Below are 25,713 nucleotides of genomic sequence, written 5' to 3' on the forward strand. Positions count from 1 at the left end.
AGAATCCAATTTTTCAGCGCTAAACTCCCAATCTGCTGTATTTTATACAGCCAAATTTCACATATCGGCTGGTTTAAGCCACTCCCAGCGGATGTCTGATGTACTAAATACATCAGACACCTCCCTGGGCGCTTGAATCCGGTTATTCTGCTGCACGAAATACATCAGGCGCGTGTCTGCCAACCCCAAAAAGATACCCGGCCGCCCCATCGGGGCACCGGGTATCTTTGGTAACAACCTATCTCCAGCCTATTTCCAGATCTCGTCGGCGATTTCCTTGATAAAGGCCAGTTTGTTCCATTGCTGCTCTTCGGTCAGAATATTGCCCTCCTCAGTGGAGGCGAAGCCGCATTGCGGACTGAGGCAGATATGGTTGATGTCCACGTACTGCGCCGCTTCCCTGATCCGGTTGATCACTTCCTGCTTATCTTCGAGTTCACCGATTTTGGAGGAGACCAGACCGAGAACAACCTGCTGATCCTTCAGCGCCTTGAGCGGTGTGAAGTCTCCGGCACGGTCCGTATCGAACTCCAGGTAGTAGCCGTCAATGTTGTCGATCCCGAACAACGTCTCGGCCACCGGCTCATAGCCGCCCGAGGAAGCCCAAGTCGAGTGGTAATTCCCGCGGCAGACATGTGTGGTAATGACCAGATCATCCGGCAAATCGGCAATGGCTTGTTTATTCACATGAGCATACAGCTTGGCTACATCGGCGACATCCACACCCTGCTGCCCCATAATCGCGGCAAAATTCTTGTCGCACAACATACCCCATGTGCAGTCATCCAGCTGCAGGCTGCGGCAGCCCGCTTCGTAGAAAGCCAGAATCGCTGTCCGGTAAGCCTGCGCAATATCTGCTACAAGTTCATCCGTGCTGCTGTAATGTTCATCCGTGCTGACTTTGTTGTCTGGACGAATCAGCTCCGCCAGGAACTGGGCCGGTGCCGGAATCGTCTGGCGGGCCACGACATCACCGCCGGCTACAGACTTCAGAAACTTAAAATCTTCAATGAACGGGTGCACGCCACTGGAGATTTTGCCGGACAGTCGGGCTGTTTCGCCGCGGGTCTCTTCCCCGTGGAACTGGTACCCTTTGTCCAGCAGTACCTTCTCTACGCCGTCCAGGCCCCAAAAGAAATCGAGATGCCACCAGGACCGTCTGAATTCACCGTCGGTGACGGCTTGCAGGCCCACGGATTTCTGTTTCTCCACCAGCTTGATGATCTCGCGGTCCTCGATTTGTTTTAACTCGTCCGCCGTGATTTCATTGTTCTGAAACTGGATTCTGGCCTCCTTGATCACCTGCGGGCGCAGGAAGCTGCCGACCATATCATGCCGGAAAGGGGTAACTGCTCGTTTGGTTGTTTGCTCGGCTGTACTGCTCATGGTTGTAATCTCCTTTATCTCCTGTAGTAAATTCCGTTACAAGAAAGATACCACAGCAGCGCTGCTACAGCGTAACTCCCATTACCTTCATCCGGTTATAGCTTCAGGTTATAATGAAATTCTCCTGAATCAGGTTTGGTTCGGCTTCAATCCGCTTTCAGCTGCATTTTGCGCAGAAGTTTCACCACGGCACTCCGGTTCTTCGCATCCTTCATATACTGGGGCAGGCGGTATGATGCAGCACGTTTGTACACGCCGGTAGGCTTCTGACGAATCGAGGCAGACAGATAGGCGATCAAATAATTCAAATGTTTGCGGTTCACTGCCCATACCGGCTTGCCCCGGAAATAGTCCAGATAATACAGCTCCAGCCCAAAGACCGGATCTGAGGAGCGGCGGATATCCCGGTACACGGTGTACCTGGCCGCAGGTTTCTGATTGACCGGGACCTGATTCGCTTTACCGCAGTGAGGGCAGGAGAGGCGAATGTTCTTGTGCGGCATCTGCAACTTCTCCCCCAATTCTACGTTGAACCACCGTTCGCAGCTCTGGCAGATACCGCTTGCCGTGAAGCGGTACACAGGCTGTTCCACCTTATGAAAAAAACATTTCGTACACCGCACCTCCCGCCGCCCTTCCTTAAGGGTGATGTGGGCAAGCTGGCTGCATTCCGGGCATTTCACCGCCACATGTCCCCCGGTAAGGCCACTTGTGCTATCTGAATACGGCTCGGCCAGATGATAAAAAGAATAAGGCTCACCCAGTTCATCCACAAACCGCCGCATAACACTCCCTCCTTTTATAGTTCTTATCCGTAGAAAAATTTCATAAATGACGCTAAGTTCTGCTCCCCGGCATAAGGCGTTACCGCGTCAGCGACCTCTTGCAGGAACACCGCGCTCCATTCAAAAGTCTCTTCGTCATACGCCTCCTTCCCGCTCCATTCCCCGTATTCAACCTGAAGTGCAGCGCCTAACGCGGTAAGAAACCCGGCGAAGCTGTCCGCCACTGGTAAAGGGAGGCCGGATTCGTACCCCGCATACACGGGAGTCCCGGCTTCATGCGTGGAAGCAATCACCGGCTCCCCGTTATGCAGCGCAATCAGCTGCCAGCCTTCCTTCCAGTAATCCGGCTGCTCAACGAGCGGCGTATCGTACGGATCAAAATCCGGGGCTGGGGCGGGCCAGCGGTATCCGAAGGATTGCACGAATAATTGTTCCGGTGCCAGCAGATCCAGCGGCCTTCCGGCCAGATCGAATCCCGTTCCTTGTACAGGAGCCGCCTGTCCATAGAAATAGAGCAGTTCCTTGGATAAATGAACCGGATCATTCCATTCAAAATCCGCGGAAAGCGGCTTGAACTCCCCAGGTTGTCCATACTGCCAATGCAGCTGGGTAAAGCGGGTCAACGCTTGTTCCAGTGTAATTTCCACCGCAGGTCTCTCCTTTCTGTTACCTATCTGGAGTTTCACTAAATGAAACCCAGCACCTTCAACTCTTCCATCGCCGCTGCCACATCCCGCTCCGGGTTCAGCTCCGCAATAACCGCTTCCGTCACCGGCTGCCCGTTATAGATATATTGCACTGCGGATAAAGAGATCGGCTTGTCGAAATAGGTACCTGCCCAATCCGCATATTCTTCCGGTGTCGGTTCCAGGAATCCCAGCAGGAAGTCAGCCCCGTCATCCAGCCCTTCGGCATCTGCCGGTTCACCTGCTCTCCATTCAGCATCGTCGCTGCTCCGCCATAGGCAAAACGTCGTATCGTCCGCATCAAAAACATCCGGGTCACGCCGTAAATAAGCAAGCAGCCCGGCAGGCACCTCATCGTAAATGCCCGGCCAGACCTCATATTCTTCCCGGGCATGCGGACTCATTGCTGACATATGGTCAAACCCTTTGAGGACCACTCCCTCCGGAGCAAAAACAACATGCATATTGTCACCCGCACCGTTGTCCACAATGCCAAGAGTTGCCTCTGCTGTCCAGTCCGGCTCATAGAGGTGCACTCGCAGCCACTTTGTTTCGCTCATAATCAGGTCCAGTGCGGCGAGCTTCCGCCACAACATCCGCAGTGCCTCCGGTTCCGGCAAAGGATGTTCACATTTCTTCATCTGCCTATTCGCCCCCTTTGATCTCTGACCATTCCTTGGTGAAGACATCGAACTTTATGCTCATTGCCTGTTCATCCTTGGTAACATCACCATACAGAAATCCGTCCTTGTATCCGCCCTGTATCCAGTTTTCAGATGCAGCCACCAGCCCGTTATCGTCCAGAATAGCCTGCGATAACTCCACCAGCTGTGCAAGATACTTATTGCCATCCTGAATATCCGTGAAACCGGACGCAGCTTTCATAACAAGATTGGTCAGTGGCATGCCGGAAGTCTCGTCATACACCGTACCTGTATTGGCGTTTACGCCATATGTTGTGCCGTTAGCCCCCGTATCGGATGGATTAGAGCTGAATATAAATTGATCTTCTTTTTGGGAGAACTGCCAATCCTGTACCTTCATCTTCTCGGCCATCAGGCTCTTCACCTCTTGTTCATCCAGCGGCAGCTCCGCTGCCGAAGAAGAGGCGCTGCAGCCGGCCAGTATCAGGACAATGCCCAAGACTGCCGCCATTTTTTTCATCATGCTCCATCGAAAGTTCATCATCTTACACTCCTTTACTTTACTCTACTTCTCTCTACTCTACTTACAAAACAACACTTTGACATCCTATATTTTACTATACTATATAAGCTGAACTTAAATTCTCTAATTGGGATTTGATCATGACTACGGCAAATGTTTGGACTTCCGGCCGCTGTTGTCTGCAGATTTCTTTATTTATACCATTGTTTATGGTTGAAATCTGCAGACAAAGGCGGTCGCTTCCGCTCCTCCAGTTCCAAAATTCCCCTCCGTCACTCTTCCCTTATTCTTAAAGATTCAGATTCAATTTATATAGCATTTGAAATCCGGCGGTCGCTTCCGCTCCCCCAGTTCCAAAATTCCCCTCCGTCACTTATACCTCTTATTCAGTTTTAAAAGTTCAGCTTATATAATCATACTCACTGGAAATCACCGCTCATCAAGCAGCACTCATTATTATGTAATTACGCGCAGGCTCCCAGGTCGCGGCAGCCAAGTAATGCATCCTTCTTTAGGAAAAAGCTTCAGGATTTCACCAGCATCCGGCTAAGGAACCGGTTCATCAGCAGCGGCAGCGAGATCAGGATCGGCGGGTCGTCGAGACGCGGGACATGCAGCCGGACCTCCTGATAAGGAACCCTCGTATATGGCTGGACGACGATGGGGTTTCTGGACCTTGTACGCAACGTACGGTGCGGAAGCAGAACATCCACCGCAGCGGTTCCCCAGGCAATGGAGGTTGCCATCAGAAAATAGGTACCGGGCTTCACATTCGAGAAGCTGAACTTGCCAAGTTCGGACAGCAGGGTGCCGTAGAGAGGAAATCCTTCGGGGATAGGCCGCGCGAATAATCCGATCAGGATTACGCCCTGAAAAGGAACCTCCGCCTCAACTGTGCCCTGGATGGTGTTATAGGGCAACTGCCCGGGATAGATCCCCTTCCATTCGCCAAGCCTCTGCAAAGCATTCATATGGTTGTCCGCCTCCAGCCTGGAATTGCGGAATTCCGCAGGTGTCGCGCCAACGCGCCCGGCAAATCGTGTAGTGAAGGTGCCAAGGCTTTGCTGCCCAATCTCCAGCGCGATATCGCGGATGCCCAGATCCGTCTGGAGGAGCAGATCCTTGGCTTTTTGCAGCCGCACAGAAGAGACGTAATATAAAGGCGGCAGGCCGATTCTCTTTTTGAATACACGTGTGAAATGATAGGGACTGTAGCCTGCGTAGCTGGCCAGCTTGGAGAGGGGGAGCGGATCGTAGATATGCTGATGAATATACGCAATAACACCGTCAATTTCCGGATAGGGATTCGTCACCTCTGTGCTGCACCTCTTCCTGCTCTGTATGAATGAAGATATTAGAACATCAGTTCGCGTATATTTTAACATAAATTTGAAGGATATGGAACAACAAAAAGAGGCACTCTCAAGAGTAGGTTTTGCTACGCATGAGACAGGCCTCTATCGTTTTTGGTCATTGGCGGCTTGTGGAACAACAATCCTTCGGAGCGTCTATCCAAGGGTCTACATACAGCTTACCCGAAGAACAAAATCACCCTGGCGGGTGAATAACAACTCGGGCTTACGATGCCGGATTGTTGTATAATAGGCAAGATTATCGTCACTTGGCTTGCTTAGAACTCACATTGTTGTACAACGTGCACAACTCTCGCCCCTATAGCGTGGTTAAGACAATTGTTGACTGTGCGATTTTGCGTGGGTTCCTCTGCGGACACGATGAGGCCCCTTTTCACGATCTATCTGCGGCTGATGCGGACAGGAATTCCGTTATTGGGGAGGATTCGTCTATTCAGCAGAACAAACGGACAGAGATTCCGCTAATTGTCCCCTCTCCCCTCATTCTAGGCTCAAACGAACGATATAACGGCTCCTGAGTCCGAATTCGCCAGGAAAGCAGACTTTTTCGCAAAATAGGGTTTTCTATGTCCGCTTGACTCCGCTAATGGAGCCCAATCCTCCTGCACCGCCTATTTTATTTGAAGCTTCCAAGATATCCACATTTTTGGGCATTACAAATTTCCTAAACGAAAACAAAAAGGGTGTCCCGGAGCCATTTGATGGCTTTGGGACACCCAGCGGTACGGCAACGAGCTTACCCCTCTGCAGGTGGCATTTCTTCCATAATGAAGACTTCCCACAGATGCCCGTCGAGATCCTTAAAGCTCCGGGTATACATAAATCCGTGGTCCACTGGATCATTGTAATGGCCTGCACCGGCAGCCAAAGCTTTGTTCACCACTTCGTCCACTTCTTCCCTGCTTCCGGCAGACAAAGCAACGATGACTTCCGCCTGCTCCGTTGTATCCCCGATGGCTTTATTCGTAAAGGATTTGAAGAATTCTTCCACCAGCAGCATGACATAAATATTCTCGCTGATAATCATAGAGGTCGCATTCTCGTCCGTCATCTGGGTATTGAACTCAAATCCGATCTCCGTAAAAAAGGCAATGGATTTCTTTAAATCCTTCACGGGCAAGTTGACAAAAATCTGCTTAGCTTGAAAAGCCATCGGAATCACCTCTGAATTGGAATATTTAACTATCCGAAGTATAACATAATTTCAAATTTTGATTTCTTATCAATTGCTCTCTTGAATTTTAACTGTACTTACTCCGCCAGCTTAAGCAGCTTGGCCAGCATTTGTGCGGTCTCCTCACGCGAAGCCGCTGCCTTCGGATCAAATTGCTTACCGTTACTTCCGGCTGTGCTTCTGCCCGAAATAATCCCCGCCTGCTGCATTTGTTCTGCCGCTTCCAGGGCATAAGCGGAAATCTGCTGCTGGTCCGCAAATGCAGCACCGGCAGCACTCACAGGCAAGCTCCAGTCCATCGCTTCCGCCAAACGGTGAATCATCACAGCCAGCTGCTCCCGTGTAACGCCCGCCTTGGGATCAAAACGCCCCCCGCCAATGCCGCTGACAATACCGTTCCGGTTCCCCCAGGCAGCTGCTGCGGCATAATAGTCGCTTGGCTTCACATCCGTGAAGCTGCTCTCCGCCGCTGTACTCAGATCCGCGCCCCCCATGTGGGCTAGGAGCAGGGTAGCGTCCGCTCTGGTCAGTCCTGACTTTGGAGCGAATCTGCCTTCGCTGACGCCGGATATAACCTCCCGCGCAGCCAGGTACGTTATGGCATCCCGGGCATAGCTGTTCCCGATATCCGCAAAGGACACGGGGTTATACCCTACAGCAAAGGTAGAGAAATGGTTGGCAGTAAAGGTCAAGGCCCCGGCTAAAGCGTCATAGCTGCTGTGCGGAATGGCTGAGAACACACCCTTCTCAGACCTGGAATAAGCAACCAGAGCCTTCGGGTCTTCGTCGGCAGACAACGTGTAAGGGATGTTGACAGTAACCCTGCCTTGGCCAAGTTGGCCCAGGGTCTTGCTTCCGGCACGGAGTGTAAGATCTACCACCGGACGGCCGCCCACCTTGGCCGAGGCAGCCGCAGTGGATTTGGCTACGGAGAAGGAAATCTCTTCCGTACCCGCCGCAGAACTTACGGCTTCCAGCGCAGCACGGTTGAAGCTCACGCTTCCGATTGCCGTATCCCAGGTCACTCTGCTGGCCGCACTGGTGCTAATCGCCTTGAACACACCGGCAGGAAGATTCAGCCTGACTTTCTGAGCCGCCCCATCGCTGTCCAGACGTACGACCAGTTCACCGTCTGCACCCGCAGTCATCCGTCCCATTGCAGCTTCCAGTGTCTTCAAGTCTAATGTAGCCGAAGCTTGCCCAGCTGTATCCAGAACGCCATTGACCTTCAGAATCACTTTACTGCCTTCCACAGTTACATTAGGAGAAGAAGCCGCGCCGTTCGGGCTTGCGGCCGGACTTGGACTTGGTGACGAACCTGGCACCGTCCCCGGATTCGAGCCCGAATTGCCGCCTGGACTTGGAGCCGGGCTTGGGCTTGGGCTTGGCGATGGCTCTGGACTCGGCGCAACCGGATCAGCCTCCGACACGCTGACCTTGGCCTGAGCTTCGCCGTAGCCATCGGCACTGTACGCCGAGATCACAGCTTCCCCTTGAGTGAGCGGAGTCACCTTGCCGCTGCTGTCCACAGATGCCACCTCAGGATTCGAGGAGATCCAGGTTGCCGTAGCAGCGCCTTCTCCTACAGGAACCACTGTTGCCTGAAGGCTTGCTGTTGCCCCACCTGCCTTCAAGGATAATGAAGCTTGATCCAGCGTCACCTTCGTTACATTCAATTGATAGACAGCTACCGTGCCTCCTACCTCATTCGCGACCAGCACGAGCGGCAGTCCCGTGGGGCTGGCCGTTGCCGGGATATAATCGATCCCTTCCGGTCCGGTATCGGTATTCAGGTTGTTCTTCGGCGTGAATTCACGTGAATGGATGTAACTCACGAAGCCGGGCTGCTCCGGGTTCGTAACATCATAGGTCATCAGCCCGCCGATACGCTCCAGGCCTATGAAGGCCAGCGCTTTTTGGCCCACTTGGCCCACTTTGACATATTCCGGTTCCGGGCCTTTTTTGGGACTGCGGCTGTCCAAGGTCGTATTGCTGTTGCTGGCATTGAATACGTCCGGCAGACGCTCCGCCGTAATCTTCTCAAAATCACTGCCGCTGTCATACACCTGCTTCATCGTATCCGCATCCCAGATCGAGAAGGAACGCGCGCCATACATGTAAATCCCGTCATGACCCATGTCCGACATTACTTCCACACCGTCATATTGCGATTGACCATTCAGGAACAACGCAGCAGGCGATTTCGGCAGCAGCAGCCCCTTCATGTCGCCTACCTTACTGGCATTGACTTTGCTGTCCCATTCCGTAGCATCGCCTTCATTGGCCGTGAACAGGTAAGACTTGCCGCCTACGCTATACCCCGAGATCCCGTCGGGCATGTAGACACCGTAGAAAGGTACGTTTTCCAGATGAATGCGGTCATCCTTGAGCAGATCCAGCGCGTTGCGGGGATCATTTAGATCCTTCACACCCAGCCCTTTCACCCACAGTACTTGCCTGGAAGCAATATCCACAGCCGCTATCGCATTATTCTCCTGAAGCGCGACATACGCCGTTCTCTGATCCCCGGACAATTCGATGAACTCCGGCTCAAGATCCCTGACGGCATCTTCCTTTGCGCCTGCGCCCATAATCTGCTTCGTTACAGGGTCCGCTGCCCCGCGGATATGCACAAGATCGTCAATCACCGACGGGTCAGTGAATTTAACTTTATCTACGGAATTCAGCACCGTATCAATTACCGTTACGCTGCCCTCGGGGTCACCTTCCAGCGAACGCGGCTCTGCTTCATCCGCCGTCAGAATGTTCCGTCCATCCTTGGTGAACTTGACCATATCCGGTTGCACGCCCGCTTCATAGGAAGCCAGCAGCTCTCCGGAATAATCCAGCACTAGCACCTTGCCGTTTTTCATGCCGTCTGCTTCCTGAACAGCAACGGCGATCCGCTGAGTAGCGGTATTAATATCCACGCTGGTCAGATCCCCATATTGGAACCCGTCCGTTTCGGACAACGCCTCAACATTAATACTGGTCTCCTTTTGCGGATGGGTGCCCTCTCCCAGGTTCACGATATCCACTGTCGCCGGATGGGAGGAACCATTAACCAGATAGAACTTTCCGTTATCCGGGTTATATCTCACAATCTCGGCCACGCCGCCATCTTTATTGGTCGTTCCTACGGAGTACCCGCCAATCTTGGTTATACTGATCCGATCCGGGGTTGCCCCCCCCGCAGCTTTCTCCACTTGCAGGGAGAGCACACTTTGTGCGGTCATCGGGACACTGGAACTGTCGTATACCGAGAGAGTGACAGTATTACTGCCCTCAAGTGAAGGGGTCCCGGTTATCTTGCCGGATGATGCTTCAAGGGTCAACCCCTCAGGCAGCCCTGACGCTGCAAATATGTATGGGCCCACGCCGCCGTATACGGCAAGTGTTACCGAATAGGGAGAACCCACTCTGGCATCGGGCAGGGCCTGGGTGGCAATCCCCAGCTCCGGCACAGAAATCCCCCATGGTCCATCCGCACGGTTATGCGGCCGGAACAAATTCAGCGCACCGGCATCCAGGGTTTCAAAGCCGATCTGTCTAAGATCCGCTTTATTGTTGTCGGTATCGGTGAACTGATCGCGGCGGACTGACTTTTGCTTGGAGGTCCCTTCCGTCTTGCCGGTAGGATAATCATTTTCGTAGCCGTCAATGGTCGATCCGTTATCGTTGCCTGCGGTGCCGATCATATCGACATAACCTTCGGGTCTGTCCTGAAACGGATTGGCGGCCTGAAGAAGTTCCGTGCTGCTTAACAGGACGACCTTCATCCCCTTATTGTAGAACAGAAGTTCCGGCCATACCTGGTCTCCTTTTGTACGGATATCATTTTGAAAGGAAGGGTTGACCTTACTGTCTGTAACAAGGTAAGAGGAATGGGCTTTGATCGTCCCGCTCAAATCCAGTTTGCTCCATGTGCCGTTCATATTCGGGTCCGAGTATTGAAGGGACCACCCCTTCAAATCCACATCCGTGTCCGTCTGGTTATAGAGCTCAATATATCCTGAAGAAAAGTAGCCCCCTGTCGTTCCCGGATCGCCCCCGCCATAAATCTGATTCACAATGATATGGGGAACGCTTACATCATAGCTGCCGTCAGCCGTATATGGCGCACCTGCTTGAGGAGCCGCCGCAGCCACCACTGGTCCTGCAGCCCAGCCTGAGCCCAGCACCATTTCGGCAGCGATTAGAAAAGATAGTACTGCTTTGCCTGATGATTTCAAGTCATTATTCACTCCCATGAACAGTTTCCATTCATCATAGAGGACAAGCATCATCTGTAATGCAGCTTTTCGTAACGGGGATGTAAACGACCGTGCTTCCGGCTTCATCCCGCTCCCGGATTACCCTCATATCTTTTACCTCTTACATTTTCCATGACTTATTTTAAGCTTCCGTTAATTTCCGTCCGGTACACTGGTTCTATAAGCTCAGGGAAAAGGGAGGAGATTTAACATGCCCAACATCTGGATGCATCTTGAATTTGGACAAAAGCTTGCGGAAGAGTTCAGGGAACAGTTGCCGTGGCTTACGGGAATGGAGAAACGGCGCAGCTTGTATCTGCTCGGCTGTCAAGGGCCGGATTTCCTGCTGTACCACAGCTTTTTACCTTGGCGGCACAACCTTCGGGCCGTCCATCTCGGCGATCTGATGCACTCCCGCCACTGCGGGCCGGTGCTGCTCTCTTTCTGGCAGCGGACGCTCACCCTTCCAGCTTCGGAGCGGAATGATGCCCAGCTCTATTTTCTGGGATTTATCACCCATCATCTGCTGGACCGCAATCTCCATCCTTATATCAACTGGAAAGCAGGCTATGCGGGACGGAATCATCAGCGGTTCGAGATTATGCTGGATACCGTGTTCATGAACCGGCTTAAGGGAGAGGATACCTGGAAGAAACCTGCCTGGAAAGAAATTAATATCGGGTCCGGTTTTCCTTCTTCCATCCAGACTATCCTGCACGAAACTGCCAGAGAGTGGTACCCGGAGGTTATGGCTCACTTCCCTTGCGAATGCTGGAATGAAGCCTACCTGGATATGGTGCTGGCCCATAAATGCCTATACGACCCCAAGGGCTGGAAGAAATCGCTTCTCTGGGGCGGGGCACGGCGGTTCTTTTACCAGAAGCTTACGCCTGACGATGAGCAGCTCGATTATCTGAATGAACGGCATGCCGAGTGGAGGCATTCCGCAATGTATTCCGAAGTCGCTACGGCTAGTGTCTGGGATCTGTGGGAACAGGCGCTGGACGAAGGACGGCTTGTGTTCGGGGCCTTGGCGGATTGGCTCGCCTGTACAGATACGGCAGAGGCCGCATGCAAGCTTGACGTCTTGGTGCAAGTACTGGATAACCGTTCTTATGATACCGGCAAAGCCTGCAACAGCAACCTGGTCAACAGGTATGCCGAGCCGATCTGGGGAGGGAACACCGGAAGTTAGAATGTTTAACCTCCGCTTGATGCCCTGCAAATATTCGCCTGCTACGCTTTGAAGCATACAAGAAGTCTTGGGAGGGATTCCATGCGTCTGGCTTTATTTACGGATACGTTTCTTCCGCAAACCAACGGCGTCGCCCGCACCCTTCACCGCTTGACCGGACATTTGCACCGGCGCGGCATCGAACATCTGTTGTTCACGCCCCGCTCGGCACCGGAGGACAGTTATGCCGATCCAGTCCGTCCTATCGCCAGTATTCCTTTTTTCCTCTATCCCGAATGCCGGCTGGCACTGCCGAATACGGCTCAGATCCATCATGAGCTGCAGGCCTTTCAGCCCGATCTGCTGCACCTGGCTACCCCTTTTAATCTGGGTCTGTGCGGCCTTCGTTACGCTCAGCGGCACCAGCTTCCCCATGTTGTCTCCTACCATACCCATTTTGACCGGTACCTGGCCTATTACCGGATGGACCGGATGGCCCCCCTCTACTGGAAATATATCCGCTGGTTCCACCGTTCCTGCGATTCCACCCTTGCCCCTTCCCGGGAGACCGTAACTTCGCTGCGCATGCAAGGCATCAACCGGCTGCGCCTGTGGTCCCGCGGCATCGACTGTCAGCTGTATTCACCGTTGAAACGGACCCCAGCGGTCCGGGAACAGTACGGAATAACAGCGAAGCTGCTTCTGCTCTATGTAGGGCGGATTGCCCCGGAAAAAGATATCGCCACCCTCACCCGCACGATGTTGCAGCTGCCGGAATCAATGCAGCGGCAGGTACACTTTCTGATCGTGGGGGACGGCCCCCTGCTGCCGGAGATGCGGGCCGCCGCCCCGGACAATGTGACCTTCACCGGCTATAAGCACGGGGAAGAACTTGCAGCGCTGTATGCGGCGGCCGACCTGTTCGTCTTCCCGTCCAGCACCGAGACCTTCGGCAATGTCGTCCTGGAGGCTATGGCCTCGGGACTGCCGGTCATTGCTGCCGATGCGGGCGGTGTGCGGGATCTGGTCATTCCGGGCCGCAACGGCGTGATGGTGAAACCCGGCAGTGCCGCAGATTTGATCCGGGGAATCTGTACCTGGGGGGCGCACCCCGATGCTTCAGCCGCCATGGGCCTTGAAGGCCGGCGGATGGCATTGGAACGATCCTGGGACACTGTGTTCGATACCCTGATCCGTGATTATGAAGAAATAGTAGAGACCCGGCGCAGCAGGCGGGAGCGCAAGATTTTTACTGCATAGAGGGCTAAGCAGCCCTAAGCTCAACAGTAAGTTTGATTTCGGGAGAAATATAAAAAGGAGCGTCCCTCCGCCATTCCATGGCTTCAGGATACCCCAACGGGAATAAGTTATGGTTCAGCTCGTTTTTCTCATACATGCCTTGGATTAGATCGGCCCTTGCTGGGAAGTGTTCTCCGTAGGAGCCGGCGGTGTAATTTCCGGATTGTCCGGGGGAATGACCTCGGGCTGCACATCCGGCCTGATCTCAGGCGGAATATCCGGCGCTTTCGGCTCCGGGATGGCATCCGGTTGGATTTCAGGGAACACCTTTGGCGGTATTTCCGGTGGAATATCCTTGTTCATCATCCTTACCTCCTCTTGGTATGATCCTTATTCTAAATATAACCAATCTGGAGGAATCTAAAAGCGGCCGCGTCTAAATCGCTCCTCCAGCCTTCACAGGATCAGCAAGGGCAAATTCCAGCATCCGGCTGATGGCTGCGGGCAAGACGCTGACATGGCCTTCATCTGCGAACTTAATCAGCAACGAGTGGAACCCTTTGGCTGCCAATGGCGCCAGGCTCGCCGCCAGCCGTTCCGCGTCCTCGACCATTCCGGGAAGCTCATCCGCTCCAATTGTAATCAGCAGGCGCGTATTCCCTTCTCTGCGAAGGCGCTCTGCTTCAAAGGCTGCCCGTGTGCTCAATACCTGATGCTGATTCCACCAGATGGAAGGGCTGCCTGCAACATAGTTTGCCAAAGTTTCGGGCGGCTGAACAAGGCATGCAGTACCAGCAGCCCGCCCAAGGAATGGCCGAACACGGTTTGCCTGTGCGGATGAAGCGGGTAGGCTGCGGTGAGCTCCGGCTTCAGCTCATGCTGGATAAAATCCAGAAAGTTATCCGCTCCCCCGCTTTCCGGCCACCCCTCTCCCCGGGGACGCACCGGAAGATTCTCAGCAAGCGCGGGAGTCGTAAAGTCATAACAGCGCCGGCTCATATCAAAAGGCTCCCGGGACGGATAACCAATGCCCACAATTACTGCCGGGTCATAGCCGTGCGGCTTGCGGGTCTGCAGCCGGGCCGCTTCGGCTAAGGTGCCGAACACAGCATCCCCATCCAAGGCATAAATGACCGGATAACCACCCGCCGGAGGCGCTCCCTTGGGAACGGAGATATAAATCCGGTATTCCCGTCCGTTATGGGCGGAGTGCATCACCCATTCCACACTACCTTCCATACTGTAGGATGAAACGGTTATGTTACTCATGGGCCAGCAGTCTCACAACATCATCAATAATTTTGCCATAGGCGATCAATCCGCTGCCTGTCCAGTATTTATCACTGACTTCGTATACATGTCCGGCTTTGGCGGCAGGCATGCTCTTCCAGATTGGACTTCCGGTTAATTCCTGGATAAAGGCAGAGCCCGTACCTTGATAATTAATGGTAAAAATATAGTCGGCATCAATCTGCGGCACGATCTCCAGCGATACGTCGGCACTGTTTTCCGTTTCCACCAGCTTGCTTTTGCCAATGCCCAGTTCCTGTGACAGCACATATCCGCCAAAATAATTGCCGCCAATCAAATACATGCCTTTGCCGTTGAAGTTGATTAATGCTGCTTTTTTGCCCTCCACATAAGGGGCCAGCTTCGCTTTGGCTTCCTTCACTTTAAGCTCATGGGCCTGCAGGGCCAACTCGGCTTCAGCCGGTCTGCCCAGCAGCTCGCCGAGCTTCGTAATTGAACCTTTCAGGTCCCCGGCAGCATTGTTGAACACATAGGTTGGTGCGATCTTCGAGTATTTCTCGTACACCCCGTCCTTGGCATAATGGGCCGTATGCAGAATAATCAGATCCGGTGCCAGATCCAGCACCGCTTCCGGTGAAGGCGGAAGTCCACCGGTGAAGCTAATGCCCGGCACACCCCCCAGCTTGTCCTGCAGATACTCCTGAACCGCATCGCCATTGGCCCATTGGGCTACGGGCTTCACGCCCAAGCTCACCAGCGAGTCTTCCATATAAGGAGCGAAGACCTTCACAGGTTTGGCCGGGATCGTCAGGTCATGACCCAGTTCGTCGGTAATCACCCGGGTCTCAGCCGTTTCTGCAGCAGATTCCGGGTCCCTACTGGGTGCTGCGGACGGTGAAGCTGCCGGTGCTGCGGACGGCGCAACGCCAGCTTCACCCGGTTCATTCTCCGCTTCCGTCTTTGTCCCGCAGGCAACAAGCAGACTGGCAGCAAGTAACATCATAAGCAATAACACCGATATTTTTTTCAATAAACTCTCCCCCTGTGATAACTATTCTCATTTAGGAGAATTATAGCTTACCCCTTCCAGGGCTGCCATGGACTGTATCTATCAGCGGGTTTGGACATTTTCCCGTAAACAGGAGCAGCATTTCATCCATCATCCGGCTGACCGCTACCGCAGAATATTCGTACCACGGATCGGAGGGGATCGGATAGACCTCTGCACTTCGCACTGCCCTCAGCTTCTGCCAGCCCTTGTTTCGCTGGAGCGACAGCCAGGCCGCCCGGGAGGCAGGTTCTGCACAGACCAGAATCAGAATCCGGCCCGGATCAACCGTAACCAATGTCTCCAGAGACAACTCGTGATTGTATAACGTTCCCGCTTTATAGGCAGGTGAGAGCTGCAAGTCCTGATATAACACATCACGGATACCGCGGTTACAATAAGCATATAAACCTGTTCCGTAGATTCGCAGAACAACCACTGTATCTTCTCCGATCACCCGGCTGAGCTTGTCCCGGGTCCGTTGCATTTGAATCTCATAGGCCGCAAGCCAGGCAGACGCCTGCTCCTCCCGCTCTACATACCCGGCAATCTGGACCAGCTGCTCTTTCCAATCCAAATGTTGCGAGGAGACGATCAGGGTCTGCGCGGCATCCTCCACCCTCCGTCTTGCTTCCTCGGGCAGGGACTCTGTCCCGATACATTTGTCGGGCCGGACTTTGGCCAGCTTATTCCCGTCTGCCCCTTGCAGTTCTCCGCCATATTTCAAATGCACTTTGATCTGTAATGCGTAAGCATTATAGTAATACGGTGTCCATTTGGGATCGAGCGGAGCCGCGACAGGCATGATCCCCAACGCCAGCAATTGTCCCATCATAGCCGGTGTACAAGCTGCAATGTGTGCTCCGCTCTGTCTGCTGTAGGCTGAGGGCGGCATGCCGACCTCTTTTTTAAATTTGCGGCTAAAATAAAACTCATCGCTATAGCCCACCTTATGGGCAATATCCCGTAGGCGTTCATCCGACTCGCTCAAATACCGTTTCGCCCGGTTGATCCGGATATCGGTCAGATATTCCATCGCGCTTTGTCCGTATGTTTTTTTGAACAGATTGACAAAATACTTCGCACTGATGCCCGCCATCCCCGACAGCTGTTCAATGGTCAAGGGCTGATCATAATGATGTTCCATATATTGACGGACTTCAGACAGCCCCATCCGGCTCTTCTGTACACCTGCTGTTTCTTTGGATCCGCCGGTTTGTGTTCTCATAAGTACCTCCATCATCCAACTTTGATACTTATAGTATAGTTAATATTGATAATGATTATCAATGAGCGGGTACATTTTCAGGAAAAGGAACCGGGTCAAAGGCCCAACTATCAGCAGCTGCAGCGGCAGCGCACAGATCACGTTCAGCTCCATCGCGGATAGATAAGCGGCAGGCAAGGCCCGGGTTAGACCGACCTGCATAACCGCTCCGTAAAAAGACATGAACAGCACCATGCCCGTGACCATGAATACGGAGATCAGCAGGATTCTTTTGACATCGGGTCAGCGGGTTTCACGATTCGATGGACGATACCTTTGGCTATCTTGCCAACCACAAACACATCAAGAACTAGCGCCACTATGAATGCAGGCAGGTAGCCGATTACCAGATGTCCCAACACTTCAGCAGACCAGCCTTTCTGCAAGATAACGTTATAAATGCTCATTCCAAGGACCATTAAGGCACACATGATTAGTGTGAATACAAAAGCCTCTTTTTTGTTTCTTCCCATTTTTCTTCCAGACTCCTTTATTTTTATGTTTTGTCCACCCGGTTTACAATATCACCGCAACCCTCAAAACGTCAACCAAGTTGACAATATGGCGAATAAGTTTATACTGGCTTTATAATGTCCATAAGGCTCAACTATAGGGGTGTTCTCAAGCAAATGAATCTTCAGGAATTGAATCTCATTGATCTACTCAGCGAAAAACATCTGTTTTTACGTCAAAAAGTCACCGAACTTAGTCCCGGGCAAATCAACAAAACCGAATCGCATATTTTGGCGGTGCTGGAAGCCCATAAGATGCTCTCGATCTCGGAGATCAGCCGGATCATCAACATTTCGCGCCAGGGTACCCATAAGAGTATTCAAGGCCTGCTGTCCCGCGGTTATATTGAGGGTGTGGACGTGGCGAATAATCAGCGGGACAAGCATCTTGTGCTGACACCCAAAGGAATCGAATGCAACCGGAAGATGTTAATTGTCAAAAGGCAACTGGAACAGCAAATCGCAGACAAACTGGGCCCGGAACGTGTTGAGCTGATCAAAGCCCTGCTGAAAGAGGACTGGCTGGAATCCTGAACCCGGGGATCTGCTCGGCCACGCCATGCCTATTTTGCAACTTTTTCCATACTATGACGTCTCAATCTTATAGGTAAATAATCACCTATTCAAAGGAGACAGACATGTTATGAACAAATGGAAAATCTCACTCGGCATGATAGCCGCCGCTTTTACCCTGAGTACAGGAACGGCTGCCGCTGCCGAGAACCCGATTATGTTAAATTTCAGCGATACCGGCTTACGCAGCAGCCAGGTTATTGCCGAAGGAACCACCTTGGTTCCCCTCAAACCGCTCGCCGAGTCTATGGGATATACACTGAACTGGGATCAGAATGCTAAACTGGCCAAACTGATCCGGCCCGAGCGTGAAGTCACGTTCACAGCAGGTACGGCTTCGGTTACTGTAAATAATCAACCGTCGAAGCTGACCAAACCGCCACGAATGATCAAAGGCAGCGTGTACGTGCCGCTGGTATCGGCGGTTCAGGCACTTGGCGGCAAAACATGGTTCGACAAGAAAAACGGCAGCCTGAATATCGTAGACGATCCCCGGTTCAAGACCGCCACTTTGCAAAACCGGACGTACTGGGTATCGCAGAAAAACGGCGACCTTTATGTTCGCATTTCTCCATCTGCCAAACCCGAACTGGCCGGGGCACTGCCGCTGACCGGTTCACCCTATAACCATGACTTCACCATTACTGCTGCTGGACAAGCAACGGACCTGCTCCAGATCACCGATCAGCACTACTCTATGTTCAACGACTTCAGCAACGGGTATCAGGCGCTTGTGCATAAGGGCAGTATCCTAAAACAGATGGATTACCACTACGTTACACCAGCCTATGGCCCCCAGACCCAGCCAGCCTCTACCCAGCTTTTTATGACTGACGGGCAAAATCTCCAGTATATTAACAAGGAAGGTACACTTGGCGAATCCTTTGACCTGGAGCAGCTAACCGGACTAACCAAACCTTTTGTCATCGAATATGCAGCCCCCGATGTAGCGCTGGTACGTTCCAAATCGACGACGCAGTTATTCGCCATTGAGATCGCTACGGAGAATCATGTGAATCTCAGTCAAAAGCTGATCCGTGCGGCCGACCGCCAGGAATGGGACCGTGCCGATGGCAGCGATCCGTATTATTTGACCAGAATGCTGACACTGACAGCCCGGAAGGCGAATACCCTAACGTTCACCTATACTCCTTTGCCGGAGGGGAAACCACAGACCGTCACGTACATTATTGGAACCAAATAATTAGCATGTTTCAGCAAAAAGACGTTTCCCTTCATTCCCGGGGAGGCGTCTTTTTCACCTTACACTGTAGAAAAGTGATGTAACCCTCCGCTCCACGTTAACGCCACCTCCGACTGATCAATTTGTTCGCAACCTTCCTTATGTTAAGATTAATGCTGCGCTGGTTACATATCCTATGTATAAGTGGAGGAGGTCATTATGAAGCAGAAGTCAAAGCAGTTCTACAGTTTCCTGAAGCAGCTGATCCAAAAGATTAATGAGGATGATGTCCAAGGCCTCAGTGCACAGTTAACCTATTACCTTATTCTTTCGTTTTTCCCTTTTCTGATCTTCATCATGACGATTATCGGGTATGCGAACATTTCCATAGAAGATAAAATCAAGGACCTTCAAGAGATCATGCCTGCGCAGGCGATATCCATTATTGAGGAGATTGTGGGGGAGGTCTCGGAGGGAAGGAGCCAGGCTCTGCTGTCTTTCGGGATGCTGGCCACCTTATGGGCAGCTTCCAAAGGGATCAATGCGATTATTAAAGGCCTTAACCGGGCCTATGCTATTGATGAGAACCGTGCTTTTTGGAAAGTAAGGGGCATCTCTCTGCTGGCTACGGTATCTATCGGCGTTGTTATTCTGCTCAGCGCCTTGCTGCTGGTCCTCGGAACCTGGCTGAAAACGCAGGTCTTTACCCTGGCCGATCTGCCGGCAGGCTTCAACAAGCTGTGGGATCTGCTGCAATATGCCGTGCCGCTCTTGATTATGTTCCTGGTCTTTGGGCTGCTGTACTGGATCGCTCCGAGCCGGAGATTGTCCTACAAAGATGTGCTGCCCGGTGCGCTCTTCACCACACTTGGCTGGATTATCACGTCCTCACTGTTCTCCATTTATGTGAATCAATTTGGTGATCTTTCCAAAACCTACGGCAGCCTCGGCGGTGTGATGATCCTGCTCATCTGGCTGTACATCAGCTCCATGATCATTCTGATCGGCGGGGAGATTAATGCCACGCTCAACGAGCGGCGCACAACGTGAGTTATTTCATATAATGACGTAATTACGTCATTATATAATGGAAATAAAACGGAGTTGATCCCACGTGACGGAGCTGCTTGACCCGCGAAATGATTTTGTATTTAAGCGTGTTTTTGGAAGTGAAGATAATAAGGATGTATTGTTAGCCTTTCTCAATCGGACCTTTAAAGAGTCAGGCGAACCGCCGCTCGCCGAGATCACGCTTCTTAATCCTTATACAGATAAGGATGCCCCACTGGACAAGCAGTCCATCTTCGATATTTGGGCCAAAACAGCCACCGGAGAGTTGATTAATGTTGAAATGTGTTACCATCAACATTCTGAACTATTCCTTTTTGCCAAATGACAGATACCACAGCGTTTTTCATTTACGGGAAGACTACACGAATCTAATGCTAATCGACGACATTGAGATACACTTCATAGAATTAACCAAACTAAATCATCATACCCCTCCTGTTGAGGGAGGACTGATTAATTGGCTGCTCTTCCTGAAGGGAGCCGATAAATCCATTTGGGAGGTGCTAACCTTGAATGATCCACATTTGAAAAAAGCGATGGATACGTTGGAGTTTTTGAGCCAGGATAACGAAGCCCGCCGTTTGTATGAGGAACGCCAGAAATTTCTACATGATGAGGCTTCAATGATTGAATGGGCCACCGAAAAAGGCCTGGAGGCAGGACGAGCTGCCGGTCACGCAGCAGGTCAAGCCGAAGGGGAACGAAAAAAGGCGCTGGAGATCGCCCGTAACATGCTGTCTCTGGGCATCGAGATCAAGCTGATTGCCCAAGCCAGCGGCTTAACCGAAGCCGAGATCCTTTCTCTAAAAAACAACCAATAAGCCTGCTTGGAAAGGGACTGTCCCAAAAGTAGACTTTCTACAAGTAGAAACAGACCACCTTCATGCTCAAAACCGTAAAAGTCAAACAGAGCAGCGATTCTCCTGTTATTGGAGGACCGCTGCTCTGCGTTTTTGGTCATTTGCGGCTTGCTTCAGCAGATTGTGAGCAAGTGAAAGCCAACCGACCTCGAGCGTCACTTTCTCTATGCCGCATCGCCAAAATCGCCGGAACCCCCGGTTGTTCTTCAGTTGTCCAAATACACTTTCCGGTTCCGTCATTCGGCGTACGGCCAAGTGGTAACCTTCCTCGCTTTGCAGAATTTCCCGGGCCTGTTTCTGGTACCGCAACCGCTCCAGACTCACCACGACTTCCCGATTTCCTGTTGCCTTCGTGCAGCGTTCTTTTAGCGGACACCCTTCGCAGCTTGTACTGCGGTAGTGACGCTTCCGAATTTCGTATCCACTCTCTTCCTTGCCTTTTCCATATGCGGCTGTAGACAACGGGTATCGGTGGGTCTTGGATGTAGACTGTATGTTCGGTGAAAATAAAGTATTAGACTTAATCGCCCTTACTTTTAAAACTTCGATCGTAATCTGCACTACATCAACATCCGCTGTGATTAGGATTTATATTTAGCATTATTCCGCAACAGGATACTACTATTAATAACGACCACCAAACGCATTTGGACTAACAGCATCAATACGGGCAAAATCATCAGACGTAAGATGAATATCAAGTGCCTTGATATTATCCTCCAAATATTTACGGCGTTTCGTACCAGGAATCGGCAATGTGCCTCTTTCTACTGTCCATGCTATTGCTAGTTGAGGTACCGTACAGTTCTTTTCTTTGGCGATTTCCGCTAGTTTATCAACGATGTTAATATTCTTTTGGAAGTTCTCACCTTTGTAACGTGTAAAAAGATTGCGCATATCATCAGCTTGGAAGTTCTCATTCATATGACGTTCCCCCGTAATAAAGCCTCTGCTTAGAGGACTGTAAGCTACAAGTGTGATTCCTAATTCTTTTACGGTAGGTAGAGCTTCTTCTTCAATTTCCCGACTCCAAATGGAGTATTCCGATTGGACTGCGGAAATAGGGTGTACTTCATGCGCTTTACGAAGTGTAGATGCACTAATAACTGATCCATTTAGGCCATTAGAAAAACCAAGATAACGTACTTTACCTGCTTTAACTAAGTCAGCCATAGCACCAACTGTCTCCTCAATTGGAACATTAGGATCTACCGCATGTTGATAATACAGGTCGATATAATCGAGACCAAGACGTCGAAGGCTTTCATCAATAGCTTTCTTTACATAGTCCGGGTGTCCTCCGATGAATTCCCAATTTGGACCATACGAAAACTTGGTAGCGACAATTGCCTGTTCTCTTCGTCCCTTCAACGCTTTTCCTAATAGCTCCTCATTATGGCCGTTACCATATGTATCAGCAGTATCAAGCAAAGTTACCCCGAGATCAAGCGCCCGATGAATGGTTTTAATGGACTCCTCATCATCAATGGTGCCATATATGCCGGGGGACATGCCCATCATACCCAATCCGATAGAAGAAACGACGATATCGCTGTGACCGAGTTTTTGCGTTTTCATTTTAGTTACCTCGCTTTTTATATGTTTTAGCTTCGAGTTACATCTTAGCATAAAGACATTTACACAGTAAACACTTTTAATCATTTCTGTATAATCTGCAAAATATGTTTGTGCCGAAAGCGAAATTCCGGTTATAATAAAAGTAAGGGGGGCTTTATGTGAATAGCCAGATATCAGATAAAAAAAACGAAACACGAGCTAAGCTTATGAATAAGCTGCTTCCTTATTTACGAAAAAATGGCCTTCAGTCCGTTCGGATGGACGAAATTTCTAGAGTAATGGAGATAAGCCGAGCGACTTTATATAAGTATTTCTCAACCAAGGAAGAAATTGTCGAGTTCATCGTAGATGGTTTTATTGAATACATGAAGGAACTGACTCACAACCCTTTGGATTCGGTTCAAAGTTTCGGTACTCGTTTTTTGCAAATATTTGAACAAACCATATCTCTAGTCGTTTATTTCTCGGATATTATCCTTCAGGACCTCGAAACCAGTTACCCGGATTTATTTGATCGCTTTAATGAAGCTATGAAGGAGCGAGAAGAGAAGATACTGGCTTTCTTTGAGGAAGGTAAACAAAAAGGGATTTTCAATCAACTTAACGGCAGGCTATTAATAAAGCAGGATGAAATTCTAAGAGGGATGTTCGATGTTAAATTTCTGATGACCAATCAATTCACGGTTCAACAAGTTTTATATGATTATTTTCAATTAAAGAGGATTCAGTTGTTTAAGCCCGAAAAGCTGACAGCAATTGATGATGAAGTGTTGATGCCGAAAATAGAACATTTAACTCAAAAAGTGACCAAAAACCTTTTTTAACATTCACTAACGCGATACCACAATGATAAGAGGCCCACCAAATTAAATTAATGGGGGTTCTTCACCAACCTGCCCGTTAGCCATACATGCAGCGCAAGCGCCGCACCACAGATGATGAAAATATTTGTATCTGTTAATACTGCTACTATGGCTGGGAGAGGAAGGTCGATAAGCTATGGTGCCTACGAGCCCATCCGTTAGTCTGACTCCAACGATCACGGTGCATCACAGATTGTCGCTCCCTATCGGGAAGCACTCATGGGAGATTAATCCTACTCTGATTGTTGCACCAGCCTCTTACCTAATTTAGCCGTAGAGAGGATACTTCAAAGTGGAAATCGTAGTTGAACGGGCATGTGGTATGGATATTCATAAGGATAACATTACCGCATGTATTCTAACGTCTAATGGAAAGGAGATTCAAACGTTTCCGACTAAAACGGTGTTTCTTTTACAATTAATTGACTGGATTAAACAGCATGAGTGCACTCACGTTGCTATGGAAAGTACGGGTGTATTTTGGAAGCCTATTGTCAATTTACTTGAAGCTGAAGGAATTGAATTCTTAGTGGTGAATGCCCAGCATATGAAAGCTTTGCCTGGACGTAAAACAGATGTCAAGGACTCCGAATGGATTGCAAAGCTTCTTCGTCATGGGCTACTTAAAGCAAGTTTCATTCCAGATCGAAATCAACGTGAGCTTCGAGAACTTGTTCGTTATCGTCGCAGCATTATCGAAGAACGAGCTAGACAACATAATCGAATTCAAAAAGTGTTAGAAGGAGCCAACATTAAGCTCAGCTCTGTTGTCTCTGATATTATGGGTGTCTCTTCTCGCGATATGCTCCATGCTATTGCTGATGGTGAGGATGATCCTGAGAAACTAGCGAACTTCGCTAGACGCACCATGAAACGAAAGAAGGATGAACTTGAACTTGCTCTACACGGCTATGTAAACCCTCACCAACGCTTGATGATTAAGACTATTTTGACTCACATTGATTTTTTAAGTGAACAAATCACGTTGCTAGATCAGGAAGTCGCTACGAGGGTTGTTCCATTTCATGACGATGTCGAACGTTTAGATTCAATTCCTGGAATAGCTACTCGAATGGCAGAACAAATCTTAGCCGAAATTGGGACCAATATTAAGAAGCAGTTTCCCAGTGCTGCGCATTTATGCTCATGGGCTGGACTTGTGCCTGGGCATAACGAAAGTGCAGGAAAGAGAAAATCTGCTAAAGCTAAAAATGGAAACAAATATTTGAAGTCCGCCTTAGTTGAAGCAGCCCATTCTGTAGCAGCCTCAAAGAACTATCTTGGTGCCATGTACAGACGAACGGCAGCAAGAAAAGGAAGAAAAAGGGCAGCAATCTCTGTCGCACATGCTATGTTGAGAATAGCCTACTATTTGTTGACACGTGAAGAAATGTATGTGGACCTAGGCGAAGATTACTTTGACAAACAGAAGCAACAATCTATTGTGAAATACGCAGTTCGACGACTAGAAAAATTAGGTTATTCTGTAACTATTGCAGAAGTCTCTTAATTCATTAAGATACCCATATCCTTATTTCGGATGCTGTGACATTCAAAAAAATGAATGGACTGCGTCTTATTTACTTTGCCTCTTTACAGTAACTGCAGATTTAATTTTCATGGGAGCTTAATGAAGCATTGTGAGTCTAATACTTTATTTTCTCAGTCTACAACTTTATTTTCTTTTGACAGAGGAAAGATCGAAAATCGTTTCGTCGTCTTCTCAAATAGAAAAGGAGACCTCTTCATTTCGAAGAGGTCTCCTTTGGTCAAAGAAAATGTCGTATTTCAACATCATAGAAAAGATACAAATTAGTTGTATTAATTTTTTAATTAGTTGTATTATTTTTTTGAAAAATTCTTAACGCCATCATAAATTACAAGTAATCCAATAATTAAAGCTAATGATCTGATAGTGAATTCAAAATACAAAAGGCTCCCCAAAATATTGTTAGAAGAATAGGTGTACCCTGTAAGGATTATGGGTGAGAACATTATCAATAAACCGATGAAGATACTTACTAAGAGTAATAATTTGTTGTTTTTGTCCATGTAATTTTACACCACCTAATCATTGGAAATTCATGCGTCCATAATAACACTTTATCTTATAAAAGGGAATAAAATGAATTTAATTTTAGGCTTTTCTTCTCAATTTATGTACTCTAATAAAAATAAAACCATGAAGGATCGCTTAAGCGATCTTTCATGGTCAGGCTGTCGAGAAAGTCTCGACAGCCTTATTTATATGCAATTAGTTTAATACGACA

Annotated in this window: 23 protein-coding genes and 2 pseudogenes; 8 read left to right on the forward strand and 17 right to left on the reverse strand. The window is 50.0% G+C overall.

Annotated features, from left to right (window positions below; genetic code table 11):
• Positions 1-249 precede the first annotated feature (249 nt).
• The 8 genes from IEY53_RS31785 to IEY53_RS31820 form a co-directional block, all read right to left on the reverse strand.
• Entirely contained in the window at positions 250-1,386 is a 1,137-nt protein-coding gene (locus IEY53_RS31785; protein WP_189031971.1) for a 5-methyltetrahydropteroyltriglutamate--homocysteine S-methyltransferase, read from the reverse strand.
• A 146-nt stretch (positions 1,387-1,532) separates the two neighbouring features.
• Positions 1,533-2,171 carry a hypothetical protein gene (locus tag IEY53_RS31790; protein WP_189031973.1) on the reverse strand — a complete coding sequence of 213 codons (639 nt, stop codon included), beginning with the start codon at positions 2,169-2,171 and terminating at the stop codon, positions 1,533-1,535.
• A 23-nt stretch (positions 2,172-2,194) separates the two neighbouring features.
• Entirely contained in the window at positions 2,195-2,818 is a 624-nt protein-coding gene (locus IEY53_RS31795; RefSeq protein WP_189031975.1) for a hypothetical protein, read from the reverse strand.
• 38 nt (positions 2,819-2,856) lie between these two features.
• On the reverse strand, positions 2,857-3,498 hold the full coding sequence (locus IEY53_RS31800; protein ID WP_189031976.1) for a hypothetical protein: 642 nt from the start codon (positions 3,496-3,498) through the stop codon (positions 2,857-2,859).
• 4 nt (positions 3,499-3,502) lie between these two features.
• Entirely contained in the window at positions 3,503-4,042 is a 540-nt protein-coding gene (locus tag IEY53_RS31805) for a hypothetical protein (RefSeq protein WP_189031977.1), read from the reverse strand.
• A 506-nt stretch (positions 4,043-4,548) separates the two neighbouring features.
• Positions 4,549-5,337, reverse strand: a complete 789-nt coding sequence (locus tag IEY53_RS31810; protein ID WP_229696455.1) for a helix-turn-helix domain-containing protein — start codon at positions 5,335-5,337, stop codon at positions 4,549-4,551.
• A gap of 796 nt (positions 5,338-6,133) precedes the next feature.
• A complete protein-coding gene (locus IEY53_RS31815) occupies positions 6,134-6,550 on the reverse strand; it encodes a VOC family protein (RefSeq protein ID WP_189031979.1) in 417 nt (138 codons plus the stop codon).
• Positions 6,551-6,648: 98 nt separating this feature from the next.
• A complete protein-coding gene (locus IEY53_RS31820) occupies positions 6,649-10,857 on the reverse strand; it encodes a choice-of-anchor I family protein (RefSeq protein WP_189031980.1) in 4,209 nt (1,402 codons plus the stop codon).
• A gap of 178 nt (positions 10,858-11,035) precedes the next feature.
• On the opposite strand from IEY53_RS31820, the gene IEY53_RS31825 reads away from it, so the two are divergent.
• A complete protein-coding gene (locus tag IEY53_RS31825) occupies positions 11,036-12,019 on the forward strand; it encodes a zinc dependent phospholipase C family protein (RefSeq protein WP_189031981.1) in 984 nt (327 codons plus the stop codon).
• An 81-nt stretch (positions 12,020-12,100) separates the two neighbouring features.
• Positions 12,101-13,258 (forward strand): glycosyltransferase family 4 protein, encoded by a 1,158-nt coding sequence (locus IEY53_RS31830; RefSeq protein WP_189031982.1) that lies wholly within the window; start codon positions 12,101-12,103, stop codon positions 13,256-13,258.
• A 144-nt stretch (positions 13,259-13,402) separates the two neighbouring features.
• Here IEY53_RS31830 and IEY53_RS31835 read toward each other — a convergent pair whose 3' ends face one another.
• The 7 genes from IEY53_RS31835 to IEY53_RS35525 all read right to left on the reverse strand — a co-directional run bounded on the left by IEY53_RS31835 (position 13,403) and on the right by IEY53_RS35525 (position 17,276).
• Positions 13,403-13,600, reverse strand: coding sequence for a hypothetical protein (locus tag IEY53_RS31835; protein WP_189031983.1), 198 nt, complete (start codon positions 13,598-13,600; stop codon positions 13,403-13,405).
• A gap of 73 nt (positions 13,601-13,673) precedes the next feature.
• Positions 13,674-13,943, reverse strand: coding sequence for a hypothetical protein (locus tag IEY53_RS35515; protein ID WP_229696456.1), 270 nt, complete (start codon positions 13,941-13,943; stop codon positions 13,674-13,676).
• Complete coding sequence (locus tag IEY53_RS31840; RefSeq protein WP_229696457.1) at positions 13,940-14,506, reverse strand: alpha/beta hydrolase; 567 nt, start codon at positions 14,504-14,506, stop codon at positions 13,940-13,942. The genes IEY53_RS35515 and IEY53_RS31840 overlap by 4 nt, the downstream gene beginning before the upstream one ends.
• Positions 14,499-15,518, reverse strand: coding sequence for an ABC transporter substrate-binding protein (locus tag IEY53_RS31845; RefSeq protein WP_229696458.1), 1,020 nt, complete (start codon positions 15,516-15,518; stop codon positions 14,499-14,501). The genes IEY53_RS31840 and IEY53_RS31845 overlap by 8 nt, the downstream gene beginning before the upstream one ends.
• A 40-nt stretch (positions 15,519-15,558) precedes the next feature.
• The gene (locus IEY53_RS31850) at positions 15,559-16,764 is read right to left on the reverse strand and encodes an AraC family transcriptional regulator (protein WP_189031985.1); all 1,206 of its coding nucleotides are present in this window, start codon (positions 16,762-16,764) and stop codon (positions 15,559-15,561) included.
• A gap of 39 nt (positions 16,765-16,803) precedes the next feature.
• Entirely contained in the window at positions 16,804-17,010 is a 207-nt protein-coding gene (locus IEY53_RS35520; protein WP_229696459.1) for a DUF2798 domain-containing protein, read from the reverse strand.
• Between the two features lie 11 nt (positions 17,011-17,021).
• Positions 17,022-17,276 (reverse strand): DUF2798 domain-containing protein, encoded by a 255-nt coding sequence (locus IEY53_RS35525; protein ID WP_229696460.1) that lies wholly within the window; start codon positions 17,274-17,276, stop codon positions 17,022-17,024.
• A gap of 156 nt (positions 17,277-17,432) precedes the next feature.
• Between IEY53_RS35525 and IEY53_RS31860 the strand changes: the two genes are divergently transcribed.
• The 4 genes and pseudogenes from IEY53_RS31860 (at position 17,433) to IEY53_RS31875 (ending at position 20,963) form a co-directional block, all read left to right on the forward strand.
• Positions 17,433-17,849: a MarR family winged helix-turn-helix transcriptional regulator gene (locus IEY53_RS31860; protein WP_189031987.1), complete on the forward strand. Its 417-nt coding sequence runs from the start codon at positions 17,433-17,435 to the stop codon at positions 17,847-17,849.
• A 109-nt stretch (positions 17,850-17,958) separates the two neighbouring features.
• Positions 17,959-19,092 carry a copper amine oxidase N-terminal domain-containing protein gene (locus IEY53_RS31865; RefSeq protein WP_189031989.1) on the forward strand — a complete coding sequence of 378 codons (1,134 nt, stop codon included), beginning with the start codon at positions 17,959-17,961 and terminating at the stop codon, positions 19,090-19,092.
• 198 nt (positions 19,093-19,290) lie between these two features.
• Positions 19,291-20,121: a YihY/virulence factor BrkB family protein gene (locus IEY53_RS31870; protein WP_189031991.1), complete on the forward strand. Its 831-nt coding sequence runs from the start codon at positions 19,291-19,293 to the stop codon at positions 20,119-20,121.
• A gap of 64 nt (positions 20,122-20,185) precedes the next feature.
• Positions 20,186-20,963 (forward strand): annotated as a pseudogene (locus IEY53_RS31875) (Rpn family recombination-promoting nuclease/putative transposase).
• 105 nt (positions 20,964-21,068) lie between these two features.
• On the opposite strand, the pseudogene IEY53_RS31880 reads toward IEY53_RS31875, so the two are convergent.
• Together IEY53_RS31880 and IEY53_RS31885 are read right to left on the reverse strand one after the other, a co-directional pair.
• Positions 21,069-21,437 (reverse strand): annotated as a pseudogene (locus IEY53_RS31880) (transposase); the annotation flags it as partial.
• Between the two features lie 189 nt (positions 21,438-21,626).
• Positions 21,627-22,580, reverse strand: coding sequence for an aldo/keto reductase (locus IEY53_RS31885; protein WP_189031993.1), 954 nt, complete (start codon positions 22,578-22,580; stop codon positions 21,627-21,629).
• 158 nt (positions 22,581-22,738) lie between these two features.
• On the opposite strand from IEY53_RS31885, the gene IEY53_RS31890 reads away from it, so the two are divergent.
• Both IEY53_RS31890 and IEY53_RS31895 read left to right on the forward strand, forming a co-directional pair.
• Positions 22,739-23,404, forward strand: a complete 666-nt coding sequence (locus IEY53_RS31890) for a TetR/AcrR family transcriptional regulator (protein ID WP_114495293.1) — start codon at positions 22,739-22,741, stop codon at positions 23,402-23,404.
• A 331-nt stretch (positions 23,405-23,735) separates the two neighbouring features.
• A complete protein-coding gene (locus tag IEY53_RS31895; RefSeq protein ID WP_189031995.1) occupies positions 23,736-24,953 on the forward strand; it encodes an IS110 family RNA-guided transposase in 1,218 nt (405 codons plus the stop codon).
• Positions 24,954-25,713 lie beyond the last annotated feature (760 nt).

The organism is Paenibacillus albidus, from assembly GCF_014644435.1.
In the GTDB taxonomy this organism is placed as follows: Bacteria; Bacillota; Bacilli; order Paenibacillales; family Paenibacillaceae; genus Paenibacillus_AQ; species Paenibacillus_AQ albidus.